This is a genomic window from Rhizobium sp. No.120 (genome assembly GCF_054558365.1).
Genome location: NZ_BAAJNQ010000004.1, coordinates 361,418 through 374,830 on the forward strand (window position 1 = coordinate 361,418; position 13,413 = coordinate 374,830).

The 13,413-nt window shown below is 57.6% G+C and carries 14 protein-coding genes; 7 read left to right on the forward strand and 7 right to left on the reverse strand.

The window, feature by feature from the left end; all coding sequences use genetic code 11:
- Positions 1 to 175: 175 nt before the first annotated feature.
- From ACYJRZ_RS15565 to ACYJRZ_RS15575, 3 genes are all read right to left on the reverse strand, one after another.
- Positions 176 to 484, reverse strand: coding sequence for a PepSY domain-containing protein (locus ACYJRZ_RS15565; RefSeq protein ID WP_459460217.1), 309 nt, complete (start codon positions 482 to 484; stop codon positions 176 to 178).
- A gap of 228 nt (positions 485 to 712) precedes the next feature.
- Entirely contained in the window at positions 713 to 886 is a 174-nt protein-coding gene (locus ACYJRZ_RS15570) for a hypothetical protein (protein WP_459460219.1), read from the reverse strand.
- A gap of 487 nt (positions 887 to 1,373) precedes the next feature.
- On the reverse strand, positions 1,374 to 1,727 hold the full coding sequence (locus ACYJRZ_RS15575) for a hypothetical protein (protein ID WP_459460220.1): 354 nt from the start codon (positions 1,725 to 1,727) through the stop codon (positions 1,374 to 1,376).
- On the opposite strand from ACYJRZ_RS15575, the gene ACYJRZ_RS15580 reads away from it, so the two are divergent.
- Both ACYJRZ_RS15580 and ACYJRZ_RS15585 read left to right on the forward strand, forming a co-directional pair.
- The gene (locus ACYJRZ_RS15580; protein WP_459460222.1) at positions 1,726 to 2,064 is read left to right on the forward strand and encodes a hypothetical protein; all 339 of its coding nucleotides are present in this window, start codon (positions 1,726 to 1,728) and stop codon (positions 2,062 to 2,064) included. The genes ACYJRZ_RS15575 and ACYJRZ_RS15580 overlap by 2 nt on opposite strands.
- A 460-nt stretch (positions 2,065 to 2,524) precedes the next feature.
- Positions 2,525 to 4,312: a thiamine pyrophosphate-requiring protein gene (locus tag ACYJRZ_RS15585; protein WP_459460224.1), complete on the forward strand. Its 1,788-nt coding sequence runs from the start codon at positions 2,525 to 2,527 to the stop codon at positions 4,310 to 4,312.
- Positions 4,313 to 4,405: 93 nt separating this feature from the next.
- On the opposite strand, the gene ACYJRZ_RS15590 is transcribed toward ACYJRZ_RS15585, so the two are convergent.
- Together ACYJRZ_RS15590 and ACYJRZ_RS15595 are read right to left on the reverse strand one after the other, a co-directional pair.
- Positions 4,406 to 6,499 carry a catalase gene (locus tag ACYJRZ_RS15590; RefSeq protein ID WP_459460226.1) on the reverse strand — a complete coding sequence of 698 codons (2,094 nt, stop codon included), beginning with the start codon at positions 6,497 to 6,499 and terminating at the stop codon, positions 4,406 to 4,408.
- Positions 6,500 to 6,587: 88 nt separating this feature from the next.
- Positions 6,588 to 7,025 carry a PPC domain-containing DNA-binding protein gene (locus ACYJRZ_RS15595; protein ID WP_459460228.1) on the reverse strand — a complete coding sequence of 146 codons (438 nt, stop codon included), beginning with the start codon at positions 7,023 to 7,025 and terminating at the stop codon, positions 6,588 to 6,590.
- 275 nt (positions 7,026 to 7,300) lie between these two features.
- Here ACYJRZ_RS15595 and ACYJRZ_RS15600 point away from each other — a divergent pair, with 275 nt between their 5' ends.
- Entirely contained in the window at positions 7,301 to 8,158 is an 858-nt protein-coding gene (locus ACYJRZ_RS15600; protein WP_459460230.1) for an SDR family oxidoreductase, read from the forward strand.
- 227 nt (positions 8,159 to 8,385) lie between these two features.
- Here ACYJRZ_RS15600 and ACYJRZ_RS15605 read toward each other — a convergent pair whose 3' ends face one another.
- Both ACYJRZ_RS15605 and ACYJRZ_RS15610 read right to left on the reverse strand, forming a co-directional pair.
- Complete coding sequence (locus tag ACYJRZ_RS15605) at positions 8,386 to 8,535, reverse strand: hypothetical protein (RefSeq protein WP_095438695.1); 150 nt, start codon at positions 8,533 to 8,535, stop codon at positions 8,386 to 8,388.
- A gap of 191 nt (positions 8,536 to 8,726) precedes the next feature.
- Positions 8,727 to 9,947, reverse strand: a complete 1,221-nt coding sequence (locus ACYJRZ_RS15610) for an MFS transporter (protein ID WP_459460232.1) — start codon at positions 9,945 to 9,947, stop codon at positions 8,727 to 8,729.
- Between the two features lie 108 nt (positions 9,948 to 10,055).
- Here ACYJRZ_RS15610 and ACYJRZ_RS15615 point away from each other — a divergent pair, with 108 nt between their 5' ends.
- From ACYJRZ_RS15615 to ACYJRZ_RS15630, 4 genes are all read left to right on the forward strand, one after another.
- Positions 10,056 to 10,430 carry an ArsR/SmtB family transcription factor gene (locus tag ACYJRZ_RS15615; RefSeq protein WP_459460234.1) on the forward strand — a complete coding sequence of 125 codons (375 nt, stop codon included), beginning with the start codon at positions 10,056 to 10,058 and terminating at the stop codon, positions 10,428 to 10,430.
- 377 nt (positions 10,431 to 10,807) lie between these two features.
- Entirely contained in the window at positions 10,808 to 11,611 is an 804-nt protein-coding gene (locus tag ACYJRZ_RS15620; protein WP_459460236.1) for a MetQ/NlpA family ABC transporter substrate-binding protein, read from the forward strand.
- A complete protein-coding gene (locus tag ACYJRZ_RS15625; RefSeq protein WP_459460238.1) occupies positions 11,599 to 12,756 on the forward strand; it encodes a methionine ABC transporter ATP-binding protein in 1,158 nt (385 codons plus the stop codon). The genes ACYJRZ_RS15620 and ACYJRZ_RS15625 overlap by 13 nt, the downstream gene beginning before the upstream one ends.
- Positions 12,737 to 13,390 (forward strand): methionine ABC transporter permease, encoded by a 654-nt coding sequence (locus tag ACYJRZ_RS15630; protein ID WP_459460240.1) that lies wholly within the window; start codon positions 12,737 to 12,739, stop codon positions 13,388 to 13,390. Before ACYJRZ_RS15625 ends, ACYJRZ_RS15630 begins: the two co-directional genes overlap by 20 nt.
- Positions 13,391 to 13,413 lie beyond the last annotated feature (23 nt).

A 13,413-nucleotide genomic window follows, 5' to 3' on the forward strand; every position in this document is an offset into this window, starting at 1 on the left:
CGGAGATATTACCTTATTGCTCGATGTGGCGCGTGTCATCCCATCGAAAGGATGGGGCAGCTTCATGCGGGGTGGCCGGATCGCGTCAGGCCCGACACCGCATTTGACGCCGCAGGCGGGCGACGAAGCATCGCCCGCGTGTCTCATGCTCGTTGATCGGTATGCACCAGGTTGCTTATTCGACCGAAAGAACTTCGCCCGTCCGGCGGTCAATCACAACCTTCAGGTCGTCGCCATCGCGGTCCGTGCCCTCGACGATGAAGACATTTCGCCTACGGACGACGTCGTCCACTTCCCGCATGCCTTCGTCCCGTGCGATGCGAATGGCCTGACGTTCGCTGATACCCATGGCAACGGGCGGCGGCTCCATGCCCGGATTGATGCGCACACCGCCGGGACCGATCTCGATGCTTTGTGAGAACGATGGTGTTGCTGACATGATGGCCGCTGCTGTAATCGCGGCGATGGTAAGATTCTTAAACATGGGGCCATCCGGAAATGATGAGAATCGCGTCGTCGAATTTTTTCTCGCTGTTTCACTGCGAATAATCAAGAGCCGGATTTGCCCTTGACGATCCTCGATGCGACTTTGCGAGGTTTATTGATCATCCTGCGGCGGAGAACGCCGCTTGGCGCGTGCAATAGGGTGAAAGTCGGATAGCGCTGGAGGACGGCGTAAACCCGCGTTCTACCATCCGCAGAAGATCGTCAATCAATTTATGAGATCCGCCTCCCGCAAGCCCGGGAACGCCAAAACGGCCTCGCACATAAGCGTCGAGAGGATGATCGCCGGTGGGTAGCTTGCGGTGACCAGGGCTAGAAGATCGCCAGCCAGGTCGCTCATTGCCTTGCGTGCGCCGCCAACCACATCATGTGTTGGTCGCATTTTGGATTTCTCGCTGTTGATTCAACGACATCCCGATAGCAGCCCGTATCTTGCGCAATGGTATAAAGCCGCGTTTTAACGACCTGCCGCCCAGCACCCGTGCCGGCGATCCATCGGTCGAAGATCTGGCTGGGCAATTACGGGCTTGACAAGTGTTGGTCAACCAAGTTTCGACGGTGTCAGGCTGCCGCGGCATCGCCATTAAACGCGGTGATGGCCCCGGTTAAACGGAGGTAATTTTTCGGCTGGATGGTGCGGATCCAAGAGCCTATCCGTGACGATGGATCAGACTATAGTCTGAATACCCAAGGCATAGGTCCAATGGCTGTGGAAAGGTGAAATTTCGGCGATATCGTAGTGCGCAGTGACTTGCCGGAGCAATTGCGGCCGTGGGCGGCGGTCGGTTCACGAGACAGGTGTGCTCTGTCATTGATGCGGCCAGGATCGGCTCGATTCTAGCCGACGGCGATGCCCGGCGGGGTCGATGCTAACAATCGGTCCCGCCGCAACGTAAGCCGTGATGACGCCACTCGATCGAAGCAAATAGTTGAAAGGAAGCAGCAAGAGGGAAAGGCGAGGCAATCAGAATATCTTCCGGTTCGGAACAGCCAATTGATGGGATGGAAATTGAAAGCAGCCATAAATACTTCCCCGGCGGGCGAGACACCGAAAACAAGATATATGAAAGCATGCATGTTTTAGCTCGAACCTTCCATTGAAAGCTTGGTTGCCGCAGCATTGAAAGCTGGCTGGCATCGAGAGTCTGTTCTTCTAGCAATAATAAACAGCGCCATGCGAAACGCTGAAAAGATACAATTACCATGTTGGAGGATGCATTCATGAGTGATCATTTGGCGATCCAGCCCATATCTGACAGAAGCATGGATCTAACCCGGACTATGCAGACCTATTTCGCATTCAAGCGCGAGATGAAAAGGCTGAGGGATGTGTTGGAGCAAGAGCGACGAGTAAGCGGCGAAACGATAGCGACCTTCTACGATGCCCGCAGAAATGTGCCGTTTGCATTCGAAATCACTCGCTTCTCCGAATGCAGGAAGCAGATGGATCGTCTCCTGATAGAGGCTGAGGAAATAATTGAAGATCTGAATGCCGCTTCAGTTGCAGTCTCACATACAAGTGCAGAAACTGCATGGCCCTCATGGGCGTCGTTGGCTTAAGAAGCACGTGGAAATCCAAGAGGTAGGATGGAGTGCGATCCGTTGCTCCTATCCGAGATGCCGTGGGAGCGGGAAGGACGTGGGATGCCGGTGAGGCGACGCGGCTTGAAAATCAATTCGGCTTGCTCCCAGACCGCTACCAACAACCTTTGGAGCGGTCTGGGAGCGCTTCAGAATGCTTTGGAAATCCTTAAAGGGGTGTCTGAGGCCAAAAGATCGTAGTGACGCTTCCGGAGCAGCAACCTTTTCAATACGTAGTTGCACTGATGAAGAATGTCGCTATTACGGCTGTGTGCGAGGAGATCGGTCTTGTCATCGGCCGCCGATTTGCGAACGCACTCCAATTCAGTCGGATTTCGAGGGTCAATTATCCGCGTAACCTCTTCGACAGGGGAACATAAACCGTGTCTGCTTGTTGGACTGCCGAGCGCCTTTGACGCGCAACAAGCGGAGACGGATTATGGCAAAAACGGTCGGCGACTTTATTGTGCAACGGCTTCATGATTGGGGTGTGCGACGCATCTTCGGCTATCCGGGAGACGGCATCAACGGCCTCTTCGGCGCATTGAACCGGGCCAATGGAAAAATCGAATTCATTCAGGCCCGTCACGAGGAAATGGCGGCCTTCATGGCATCGGCCTATGCCAAGTTCTCGGGCGAATTGGGTGTATGCATCGCTACGTCAGGACCGGGCGCTACCCATTTGGTGACTGGCCTCTATGATGCACGACTGGATCATCAGCCCGTGCTGGCGCTTGTCGGCCAGCAGGCTCGTCGCGCGATCGGCGGCCATTACCAGCAGGAAGTCGATCTTGCCTCGCTCTTCAAGGATGTCGCTGGCAACTTCGTCCATCAGGCGTCAGCTCCATCGCAAGTGCGCCACCTGATCGACCGGGCGGCGCGCATTGCGCTTGCAAACAAAACGGTCACCGCAGTCATCCTGCCCAACGACCTGCAGGAGCTGCCGTATGAAACACCGCCCGGCAAGCATGGCTCAGTCATCTCAGGCATTGGCTATGTCGCGCCTAGAACCGTGCCGCATGAGATCGATCTCAAGCGCGCAGCTTCGGTTTTGAATGCCGGAGAAAAAGTTGCGATGCTTGTTGGCGCCGGTGCGCTCGGTGCCACCGACGAGGTGATCGCGGTCGCCGATCGATTGGGGGCGGGAGTGGCAAAGGCTCTACTTGGCAAGGCCGCCTTACCGGATGATCTTGCCTGGGTCACGGGCTCGATCGGGCTTTTGGGAACCGAGCCATCCTGGGAGCTGATGCGCGACTGCGATACGCTGTTGGTGATCGGTTCGGGATTTCCCTATTCCGAGTTTTTGCCGGAGGAGGGCGATGCGCGCGGGGTCCAGATCGATATCCGGCCGGATATGCTTTCCTTGCGCTACCCCATGGACGTCAATCTGGTCGGCGATGCGCGGGAAACCTTGCAGGCTCTCCTGCCGCTCCTCAAGCAGAAGCAGGATCTTTCGTGGCGCAAGGAGATCGAGGAAAGGGTCGGCGAATGGTGGCGGACGCTGGAGACGAGAGCCCATGTCGAAGCCAATCCCGTCAATCCGCAGCGCGTTGTCTGGGAACTATCGCCCCGGCTTCCAGATGGGGCCATCGTCACCAGTGATTCCGGCTCGTGCGCCAACTGGTATGCACGCGATCTTCGAATGCGGCGCGGCATGATGGCATCGCTTTCCGGCGGCCTTGCGTCCATGGGAGCGGCGGTCCCTTACGCGATCGCGGCTAAGATCGCCCATCCCGAGCGCCCCGTTATCGCCTTGGTCGGCGATGGGGCCATGCAGATGAACAATATGGCCGAACTGATCACCGTCGCCAAGTACTGGCGCAATTGGTCCGACCCTCGCCTGGTGGTCTGCGTCTTCAACAATGAAGATCTCAACCAAGTGACATGGGAGCAACGCGTTATGGAAGGCGATCCCAAATTCGATGCATCGCAGCGTATTCCGGACGTTCCCTATCATCGCTTTGCCGAAATGATCGGCCTGCGCGGCATATTTGTCGATCGACCGGAGGCGTTAGGCCCGGCCTGGGATGAGGCACTTGCCGCCCAACAGCCCGTGGTCCTCGAAGTTAAGACCGATCCGGAAGTGCCGCCGCTACCGCCGCACATCACCTTCGAGCAGATGCGCAACTTCAGCGCCACCTTGCTAAAAGGAGATCCGGAGGAAAGCGGCGTCGTTAAAGGCACATTGCGGCAGGCTCTGAGTGCCATTCTCCCCGCTGGCAGATAAGGAAAGGAAAAACAATACCCGCCGACCCGTGGATCGGCAGGTATTGTCTGTCGCCGAACGGAGGCTGGAGCGGCGACATGGAACGTCGGCTGTTCAGGCGAGCATGCGTATTTTAGGCTCGCGATCCCAATATCGCTTGGAAGCTGCCTCTATGAAGGAGCCGAGGTCCACGACGCCGGCATCAGGTCGAATACCCGCTTTGTCGAGCAGCGCCTTGGCGGCAGCGTCATGACCGATGGCTTTCAGGTGTCCGAAAGCATCCATGACCCACTGAACCGCCGCGCCCTCGTTCATCAAAGACGTTGCTCCTTCTTTTGAAAGAATGACGGCGATGGCGTCGAAAAGCTGGGACGGCGAACCAAGGAGCTGTCCGTCCGCCCTGATCGTATTGCCGTCGGAAAGTTTCGTCCCTCCAACCTTGGGGGCGACGATAAAGGACCTCGCCTTGGCCTCGTTCAACGCGTCAACGAGATCCGAAACAGCCTTGGCATCGCTTCCTGTGGCGATCAGGATTCCGACCTGACGTCCTTCCAGCGTTTCTTCCATATTCCTGTGAATGGAGAGCGCCACGGACGCATCGAGCTCGATCGGCTCGCGCGCCGTTGGGCTCCTGGTTGGGTTGACAAGACCTAGCCCGGTCGCAACGCGATTGGCGAGACCGGCATCGACGTTCAAGAGATTGCCGACCATGCGCGGAGGCACATGCGGTAGTTGCACTTTTGATAGCTCGAAGACGAAGGCGGAAGCGATGTGCGCCTGTTCTGACGGCGTCTGGGATTTCCAGAAAAGACGCGCCTGGCTGTAGTGGTCGGCAAACAGTTCGGCACGCGCACGCAGCTTGTTGCCTTGTTCATCGGGAGCCGATGCATGCTCATAGGTGTGAAAGCCGGTTACCGGACATTCGCGTGGACCGCCGGTTTCACTATTCTCACCTAAACTGTTCGGCTCGTAATTGGCGCGGCCCTTCGGAATCTCCATTTGCATTTGCCCGTCGCGCTGAAAATTCATGACAGGACATTTCGGCGCGTTGATCGGCAACTGATGGAAATTGGCCGTTCCGAGACGGGATTTCTGCGTATCGAGATAGCTGAACAGACGACCTTGGAGCAGGGGATCGTTGGTGAAATCGATGCCCGGAACGATATTGGCCGGGCAGAACGCCACCTGTTCAGTTTCGGCAAAGAAATTGTCCGGGTTGCGATCGAGAACGAGGCGTCCGACGATTTTCAGCGGCAAGACTTCTTCGGGGATGATCTTGGTGGGATCGAGGACATCGTAGGGAAGGCTCTCTGCAAGGGATTCGTCGAACAGCTGCAATCCCAACTCCCATTCGGGAAAGTGCCCTGCGGCGATCGCTTCGAAAAGATCGCGGCGATGATAGTCGTTGTCGGCCGCCTGCAGTTTCACTGCCTCATCCCAGACCAGCGATTGCACGCCAAGCTTCGGTCTCCAGTGAAACTTTACGAATGTCGATTTGCCCGCATCATTAACGAGGCGGAAGGTGTGAACGCCGAACCCTTGCATCATGCGGAAGGATCGGGGAATTGCACGATCCGACATTGCCCACATCAGCATATGTGTGGATTCCGGCATCAGCGACGCCCAGTCCCAGAAGGTGTCATGGGCGGTGGCCGCCTGCGGATAAGCTCTGTCGGCTTCCATTTTGACGGCATGGACGAGGTCTGGAAACTTCATTGCATCCTGGATGAAGAATACAGGGATGTTGTTGCCGACCAGGTCCCAATTGCCTCGCTTGGTATAGAACTTCACTGCAAAGCCACGAACATCGCGCGGTGTGTCCACCGAGCCGGCGCCTCCGGCGACGGTTGAGAAACGGACGAAAACCGGTGTCTTCTCGCCTTTGCGCTGAAAAAGATCTGCGCTTGTGATGTCCGAAAGCGGCTCATAAAGCTCAAAGAAGCCATGCGCAGCCGATCCACGGGCATGCACGATCCTTTCGGGAATACGTTCGTGGTCGAAATGGAAGATCTTTTCACGCAGGACAAAATCTTCAAGCAGTGTCGGGCCGCGTGTCCCGGATTTGAGGCTGTTCTGATTGTCCGAAACCCGGATGCCCTGATTGGTTGTCAGATGATCGGCGCCGCCATGAGGGCCGTTTTCGGGGATGTGCTGGTGTGTCTCGCCGCCTTCGCCGCGCGAAGTTTCGAAGGGCGTGTCCGTCGCCATAATATCCTCCTTCTGCCGCCGGGACTGCTGATCGAACCTCTTGCGACCAACAATGTTCCGCTTGCTTAAAGATTGGCATCCCACGACCTCAAAGTTCGATCAGCGCGATGCCGAGATCCTTCCGATGTCGACGATGCAGCTCTACCGGTGTTTCGATGATGGTTGCTTCCAATGTCGGATGCACGGCACCTTCAAGGAAATGTCCGCCGCGCGTCGAGCCATCCTTGAGGCCCAAGACGGCGTGAAGATGAAGGCTTGCCTTGCCGTCGTCGCCCATCGCAATATCGCCGATCAGGCTCAGCACCTCGCACTGTTCGGTGACGGGAATTTTGCGGTAGCTGCGATCGGCGAAATCGAACCAGCCGACGGTCGCGCGTTCAAAGGCGCCGATTGCCGTGATCGAAGCTGCAGTCAGACCCTGCTCGGTTGCGAATGCGGCAAGCGACGCGAATGCCTCCTCATTCGCGTCGAGAACGACAACGTAGGTCCTCTGCCCGTTTTGAAGCTCGATTTTCTTATGATGCATGGCATCGCCTCGCCTCCATGTTGGCTGTCGTGATCCATGTCGAGATTGCCCCTGCCGTTGCGGCAGCCTCGGCACGGTCACGCTGCCGACCTTTGGGTTGACGCACGCTTTTTCTGTTGAATCTGGCATCGAAAAGGTCGACGGGTCAGAACCGCATAGAGCCTGGCGGGTTCCACTTGCGTGAAGAATCTTCGACGTGTGTGGAACCTGAGAACGGGATGAGGGTTGGGTGACAGCAAACAATCCGAGCGAAACGACCTGAGAAGGAAAAGCGTATGCCTGCTCATCCCAAGCCTCCATTCCTAGCGCAGCAGCAGACCATGCCCGGACAGTCGGGTGCGATGAGGCCTATACCCGACCACGGCGAAGACACCTATCGTGGATCCGGCCGTCTTCTCGGCAAAAAGGCGGTCATATCGGGTGGAGACAGTGGTATTGGACGCGCCGTGGCGATCGCCTACGCGCGTGAGGGAGCAGATGTTCTCATCGCATATCTCGATGAAGACGAGGATGCGGCCGAAACGAAACGATGGGTCGAGGATGCTGGGCGCAAGGCCATACTCGTCCCCGGTGATGTCCAAAAAAGCGAGCACTGCCGAGCGATTATCGATATGGCAGTCGCTGAACTCGGAGGCATCGACATCCTCGTCAACAATGCCGCCCATCAGGCAAGTTTTCGTGATATCGGCGACATCAGCGATCAGGAATGGGAATTGACCTTCCGTGTCAACATTCATGCGATGTTCTATCTGACCAAGGCAGCCGTTCCCCACATGAAGCCGGGCAGTGCCATTATCAACACGGCCTCCATCAATTCGGACACGCCGAACCCGACATTGCTCGCCTATGCGACCACAAAAGGCGCCATTCAAAACTTTACGGCCGGCCTGGCGCAATTGCTCGCCGAGAAGGGCATTCGAGCCAATGCCGTCGCGCCCGGGCCAATCTGGACACCGCTCATTCCCTCGACCATGCCGGAGGAGGCGGTGGAGAATTTCGGTAAACAGGTGCCCATGAAACGCCCTGGTCAGCCGGCCGAGTTGGCAACGACTTATGTCATGCTTGCCGATCCTTTATCGAGCTATGTTTCTGGAGCAACCGTCGCGGTCACCGGTGGCAAGCCCATCCTATAATGGGAAGGATAGGTGGGCGAAGGTAGGCGGCTTCACCCATATCTGATGAGTGCTGGAACGTTTTGCCTGCCCCACTGAACTGCGCATGTTTATCGTCTCCTACTTACCATAAATCCCACCGCTATGGCGGCCGGGGCCGCGATGGCGAGCAGCGTTGTTGGCCGATCTTACGCTTGATTTCGTGCATGGCGCCTGCGCTTTCATGCCGCCCAGCATTCTTCTTTCCGCTAATGGTGCTTGAAATACTGCACTTCGCGCTCGTGCTTTTCTGCCGCCTCGCGGGTTTTGAAGGTTCCGAGGTTTTTACGCTTGTGCGTCTTGGGATCGAGCTTGCGCGAGTAAAGGCGATATTCGCCTGACTTTAGTTTGCGGATCATTGCTGCATCTCCTCTCTTCTACAAATATAACCTCAAGGAGGGGTATCGGTTCCGCACGCGATCAGGCTATCTCCTTTCGAAAGCCTCAATGCTCAGCGGCCGCCAAAAATAACGCAGTTGGCGAAACTCGGTCTTCCTCTGACCACGGCGCTCGCGGCTAACGGGCCTTTCCCGCTCGCCGCGAGCCGTCGTCAATCCTTCGCGAGCTTGCGGAAGACCGTCGCCCCGCCGACTACGGCTATGGTCGCCAACACCACCGCAAACAGTGTTGCACCGAGGGAATGACCGGCGTGGTCGATGACGACGCCCGTTGCGACAGGCATCAGTCCGGCCGGGATATAGCCACCGATATTGAGAACGGCATTCGCCTCTGCCCGATGATTGCCTGGGACGTGCAGTCCGATCAGCGTCAGGCCGCCAAGCTGTCCGAGGCCCTGTCCGCTGCCAGCAAGAAGTGCTGCGGCAATCAGGGCGGTTGCATTGGACGAGATCACCGCCAGCGCAATGCCCGCCATGGACAGGATTGTTGCCGTAGCGCCGCATAAGAAGATGGTGCGTACAGAAAATTGGCGGGCGGCGAACTGGACACCGGTCGCCGTAAGGAACATCGCGCAGGCCATGCCGCCGGCGATCAACGGGCTGGTGACGCCGAGCAGGTGAGACAGCAGCGAGGGGCCAAGTGCCAGCACAAAGGAGGTCGCGGTGATACCTGGCCCAAAGACAGCAATACCGAACAGAAGATGGCGATGGTTGGCGCGCGGCACACTCGGCAGATGCAGCCGCCAATTACGATCGGCCTTTGTGCCGTGATGCTTCAGTGGCAGCATTAGGATTGCTGCTAGCGCACTCAACAGCACGGCAAGTTCGACGGCAAAGATCGGAATCACCGCCGCCGCCAGCAAGAGGGCGATGCCGCCGGCGAGCAGCGGCCCGAGCCCAGCTCCGAGAACCATGGAGACGGACGCGATCAGCGAGGCTTGCCGTTTGCGTTCCGGTCCGCCGAGATCGACCACGGCCGCCATGCCCGCCGACACGACGACGCCGACAGCGACACCCGACAGGAAGCGCGCAGCGATCAGCATTGCCACCGAATGGGCACTGGCGAAGAGCAGACAGGCGACAAGAGCGGCCGCAAGCCCCGGGATGAGGACAGGCTTGCGCCCGTACCGATCGGAGAGCTGGCCAGCGACCAGCAATGTCAATAGCAGGCCAAGGATGTAGGCGGCGAAGATAACGGTCAGCGTGGCTGATGAGAAGCCAATCGCAGCCTGCCAGCGGACATAGAGCGGTGTGGCCGAGTTCGAGAGAATGAAGACCGCGGTAATGATCCAGGCGGCCATCCACATTCGCCAAGGCGGATGGGCGGCGTTCTCATAGGCGGAGTGAGCAGTGTGGGAGAGTTTAAGAGACATGGGCAGACTCGATTGGTAAGTACGATTTTAGTCGTACTTACCATAGTTCGATAAAAGTCGTATATATTAATTCGACAAGAATCGTACTGATATGCTATGAGAGCTGCCATGACCCTTTCGAGCACCGACAACCGCCACACCGTTCCTGCCGATCTGCCGCCGCCGCTCCCCGAGCCGGCAGCGGAGGATTTGCGTCTCGACGTCATTATGGGAGCGCTCGCCGATCCCTTGCGCCTCACCATCGTCCGAAAGCTGCTTCTGGAGTCGGAAGCCTACGACCACACCTGCGGCTGGTTCGGTTTCGACCGGCCGAAGTCCTCGCTGACCCATCATTTCAAGGCACTGCGGGAGGCGGGCTTGATCCGGCAACGGCAATATGGGCTTGAGCGCCGCAGTCGGGTGCGCACTGAAGACCTCGACACTCGGTTCCCCGGCCTTCTCGATCTGGTGAAGGCGTGGCGACCGGTAGGGCCAAACGGATGATTCAGCTTGCCTCGGCCCCAATCAGCGCGTCCACGGTTGAGGTCCGCTCGCGCCATTTGGCCGCCGGCCTCGAGTTCGGGCCGTAGCGGGCGGCAAGTCATCGGATGGATTCTTATGACGCTTGAAGCTCGGCTCGAAGACGCGGCGCTGTTGGGGGCCACCGTGAAGAATACTTCTCGTAATGCATCCTGACGACCAAGGATCAATGATGCACATCACACTCCGGCGCTACACCCAGACAGTTTTGAGAGGCATCATGGCAAATCGGGCAAGCTGGAGAAAAAATATTCCATCTAAGCTCGTTGGCGGGTATTTCCGTCTTTGCCTATAAAATTTGTGGTCTTTATCTTTCGTGTCATTGAACCCGAGGGGATGACATGAAAATTCATATTGCAGGTCTTTTTTCCGCAATTCTACTTGTAGCGACGGGGGTTGCACAGGCTGAGACAATCAAGGTCGGCGTCGTGCCGGGCGTTTATGCCGATTCCATAGAAGCCGTAATCCCCGAGGCTAAGGCCAAGGGCTTGGATGTCCAGGTTGTCGAATTCAGCGACTGGACCACGCCAAACATCGCGCTTCAATCCGGTGATATAGATGTCAACTACTTCCAGCATCAGCCGTTCCTGAACAATGCGATCAAAGAACGGGGCTATGATTTCGTCAGCGCGGGTATCGGCGTTCTCGCCAATATCGGCATCTATTCGCTGAAGTACAAGAATTTTGACGATGTGCCGCAAAACGGAAAGGTTGCGATCGCCAATGATCCCGTCAATCAGGGTCGCGGACTGCTTCTGCTGCAAAAGGCTGGGCTCATCAAGCTCAAGGACGGCGTCGGCTTCAAGGGCACGCTCGACGATATCGTAGACAACCCCAAGAAGCTGACCTTCAACGAGGTCGAGGGGCCGCAGCTCGCGCGCGTAACCGGCGATGTCGATTTGGCCCAGGGCTATCCCCATTTCATCGTCGCATCCAAGGCCTTCGATCCGAGCTCGGGCCTCATCTATTCCGGTGTGGACGACAAGCAATTTGCCATCATTTTTGCAGTACAGAAGCAAAAGGTAGATGATCCCGGCATCAAGGAACTCGTGGCGCTTTATCAGAATTCGCCGGCTGTCCGAGCGGCAATCAGCAAAGCATTCGCCAATGATCAGAAGCTTTATACGCTCCCATGGCTGAATTGATCGAGCGCATAAGGCAGGATTCGGAAAACAGGACGGCGGCGAGCGGCGGCACCTTGCAGCACGCCGCCGCTGCCGGTCAGTCGCTGCCAGGCTCTCCGATAGGGTCGGTAGCTTTTGACGGTGTCGAAAAGATCTATTCGTCGGCAGTTGGCCCGGTCCATGCCCTCAAGAACATCAGTCTCGAGGTGCCGGCCGGCGCGATCTATGGCATCATTGGTCGAAGCGGGGCTGGAAAATCCAGCTTGCTGCGGACCATAAATCGCCTGGAAAAGCCGACCGGCGGAAAGGTGCTAGTCGACGGACAAGACATTTCGGTGCTCGATGAGGACGCGCTAGTCGCATTGAGACGGCGCATCGGCATGATTTTTCAGCACTTCAATCTTCTCTCAGCCAAGACTGTCTGGGGCAATGTCGCTTTGCCATTGATCGTTGCCGGCGTGCCGCGCCGGCAGATCGAAGAAAGAGTTGCGGAAGTCCTGTCACTGGTGGGTTTGGAGGGCAAGGAGAGCGCCTATCCGTCGCGCCTTTCCGGTGGTCAGAAACAACGCGTAGGCATTGCGCGCGCGCTTGTTCATAGGCCTGAAATCCTCCTTTGCGATGAGGCGACATCGGCGCTCGACCCCGAGACGACGATTTCCATCCTGGGCCTGCTCAAGGACATCAATCGCCGTCTCAAGCTGACCATCATTCTCATCACGCATGAAATGAGTGTCATCCGCGAGATATGCGATCACGTGCTTGTTCTCGATCAAGGTGAGATTGCTGAAGCCGGGCCGGTCTGGCGCATTTTCGGCAATCCGCAGCATTCTGCCACGCAGGCACTCTTGCGGCCACTCAATCGCGAAATCCCGGAGGATATAGCCAAGCATCTGCGATCTTCGCCAAGGGACGGGCATTCGGAAGCTATTTGGGAGCTGGCCTATACGGGTGAGCACGGGTTGGAACCTGACCTTTCTCGGATAGCCAGCGCGACCGGTGCTTCCGTGCGGTTGCTGCAAAGCTCGCTCGACCGCATTCAGGGTCGCGTTCATGGCAGACTGTTGATTGCCGTGCGCCGGACGGACAGCATTCCCACGGTTCCCTCGCAATTTGCCGATCTTGCTCATCAAGTTAGGGTATTGGGTTATGTCGACCATGATGTATGAGCGCCTCTGGCAGGCGTTTCTCGATACGATTGCGATGGTTGGCGTTTCCGCTCTCATCGCAGCTGCCGCCGGTATTCCCCTTGCCGTGTTCCTGGTGCTCTCGGCGCCTGGGGGGCTCATCCATGCGCCGCGGCTACATGGCGTGCTCGCCGCGGTCATCAACGGCTTTCGCGCCACGCCATTCATCGTTCTTCTGGTCGCGTTGTTGCCGTTGACGCGATTGCTCACTGGAACGACGATCGGCGTATGGGCCGCCGTCGTGCCGCTCTCCATCAGTGCCACGCCTTTTTTTGCGCGCATTGCCGAAGTGAGTCTTCGAGAGGTAGACGCCGGTTTGATCGAAGCTGCCCAGGCGATTGGCTGCCGCCGCTGGCACATCGTGCGCCACGTGCTTCTGCCTGAAGCGCTTCCCGGCATCGTTGGCGGCTTTACCATCACCATCGTCAGCATGATCGGTGCCTCAGCCATGGCTGGCGCGGTGGGTGCAGGCGGCCTCGGAGACATGGCGATCCGCTATGGCTACCAGCGCTTCGATACCACCGTCATGGCGGTGGTCATCGCTGTGCTCATCGCCATGGTCTGTTTGGTGCAGTTTGCCGGCGACTATGCCGTCCGACGCCTGCGAGCACGCTAATTCAGCGATAATTTCCGGAGTGA

Excerpts from the sequence above, each read along its gene's own strand:
- ACYJRZ_RS15565 (WP_459460217.1), bottom strand. The coding sequence starts at position 484 with ATGTTTAAGAATCTTACCATCGCCGCGATTACAGCAGCGGCCATCATG.
- ACYJRZ_RS15570 (WP_459460219.1), bottom strand. The coding sequence starts at position 886 with ATGCGACCAACACATGATGTGGTTGGCGGCGCACGCAAGGCAATGAGC.
- ACYJRZ_RS15580 (WP_459460222.1), top strand. The coding sequence starts at position 1,726 with ATGAGTGATCATTTGGCGATCCAGCCCATATCTGACAGAAGCATGGAT.
- ACYJRZ_RS15575 (WP_459460220.1), bottom strand. The coding sequence starts at position 1,727 with ATGAATGCATCCTCCAACATGGTAATTGTATCTTTTCAGCGTTTCGCA.
- ACYJRZ_RS15585 (WP_459460224.1), top strand. The coding sequence starts at position 2,525 with ATGGCAAAAACGGTCGGCGACTTTATTGTGCAACGGCTTCATGATTGG.
- ACYJRZ_RS15590 (WP_459460226.1), bottom strand. The coding sequence starts at position 6,499 with ATGGCGACGGACACGCCCTTCGAAACTTCGCGCGGCGAAGGCGGCGAG.
- ACYJRZ_RS15595 (WP_459460228.1), bottom strand. The coding sequence starts at position 7,025 with ATGCATCATAAGAAAATCGAGCTTCAAAACGGGCAGAGGACCTACGTT.
- ACYJRZ_RS15600 (WP_459460230.1), top strand. The coding sequence starts at position 7,301 with ATGCCTGCTCATCCCAAGCCTCCATTCCTAGCGCAGCAGCAGACCATG.
- ACYJRZ_RS15605 (WP_095438695.1), bottom strand. The coding sequence starts at position 8,535 with ATGATCCGCAAACTAAAGTCAGGCGAATATCGCCTTTACTCGCGCAAG.
- ACYJRZ_RS15610 (WP_459460232.1), bottom strand. The coding sequence starts at position 9,947 with ATGTCTCTTAAACTCTCCCACACTGCTCACTCCGCCTATGAGAACGCC.
- ACYJRZ_RS15615 (WP_459460234.1), top strand. The coding sequence starts at position 10,056 with ATGACCCTTTCGAGCACCGACAACCGCCACACCGTTCCTGCCGATCTG.
- ACYJRZ_RS15620 (WP_459460236.1), top strand. The coding sequence starts at position 10,808 with ATGAAAATTCATATTGCAGGTCTTTTTTCCGCAATTCTACTTGTAGCG.
- ACYJRZ_RS15625 (WP_459460238.1), top strand. The coding sequence starts at position 11,599 with ATGGCTGAATTGATCGAGCGCATAAGGCAGGATTCGGAAAACAGGACG.
- ACYJRZ_RS15630 (WP_459460240.1), top strand. The coding sequence starts at position 12,737 with ATGTCGACCATGATGTATGAGCGCCTCTGGCAGGCGTTTCTCGATACG.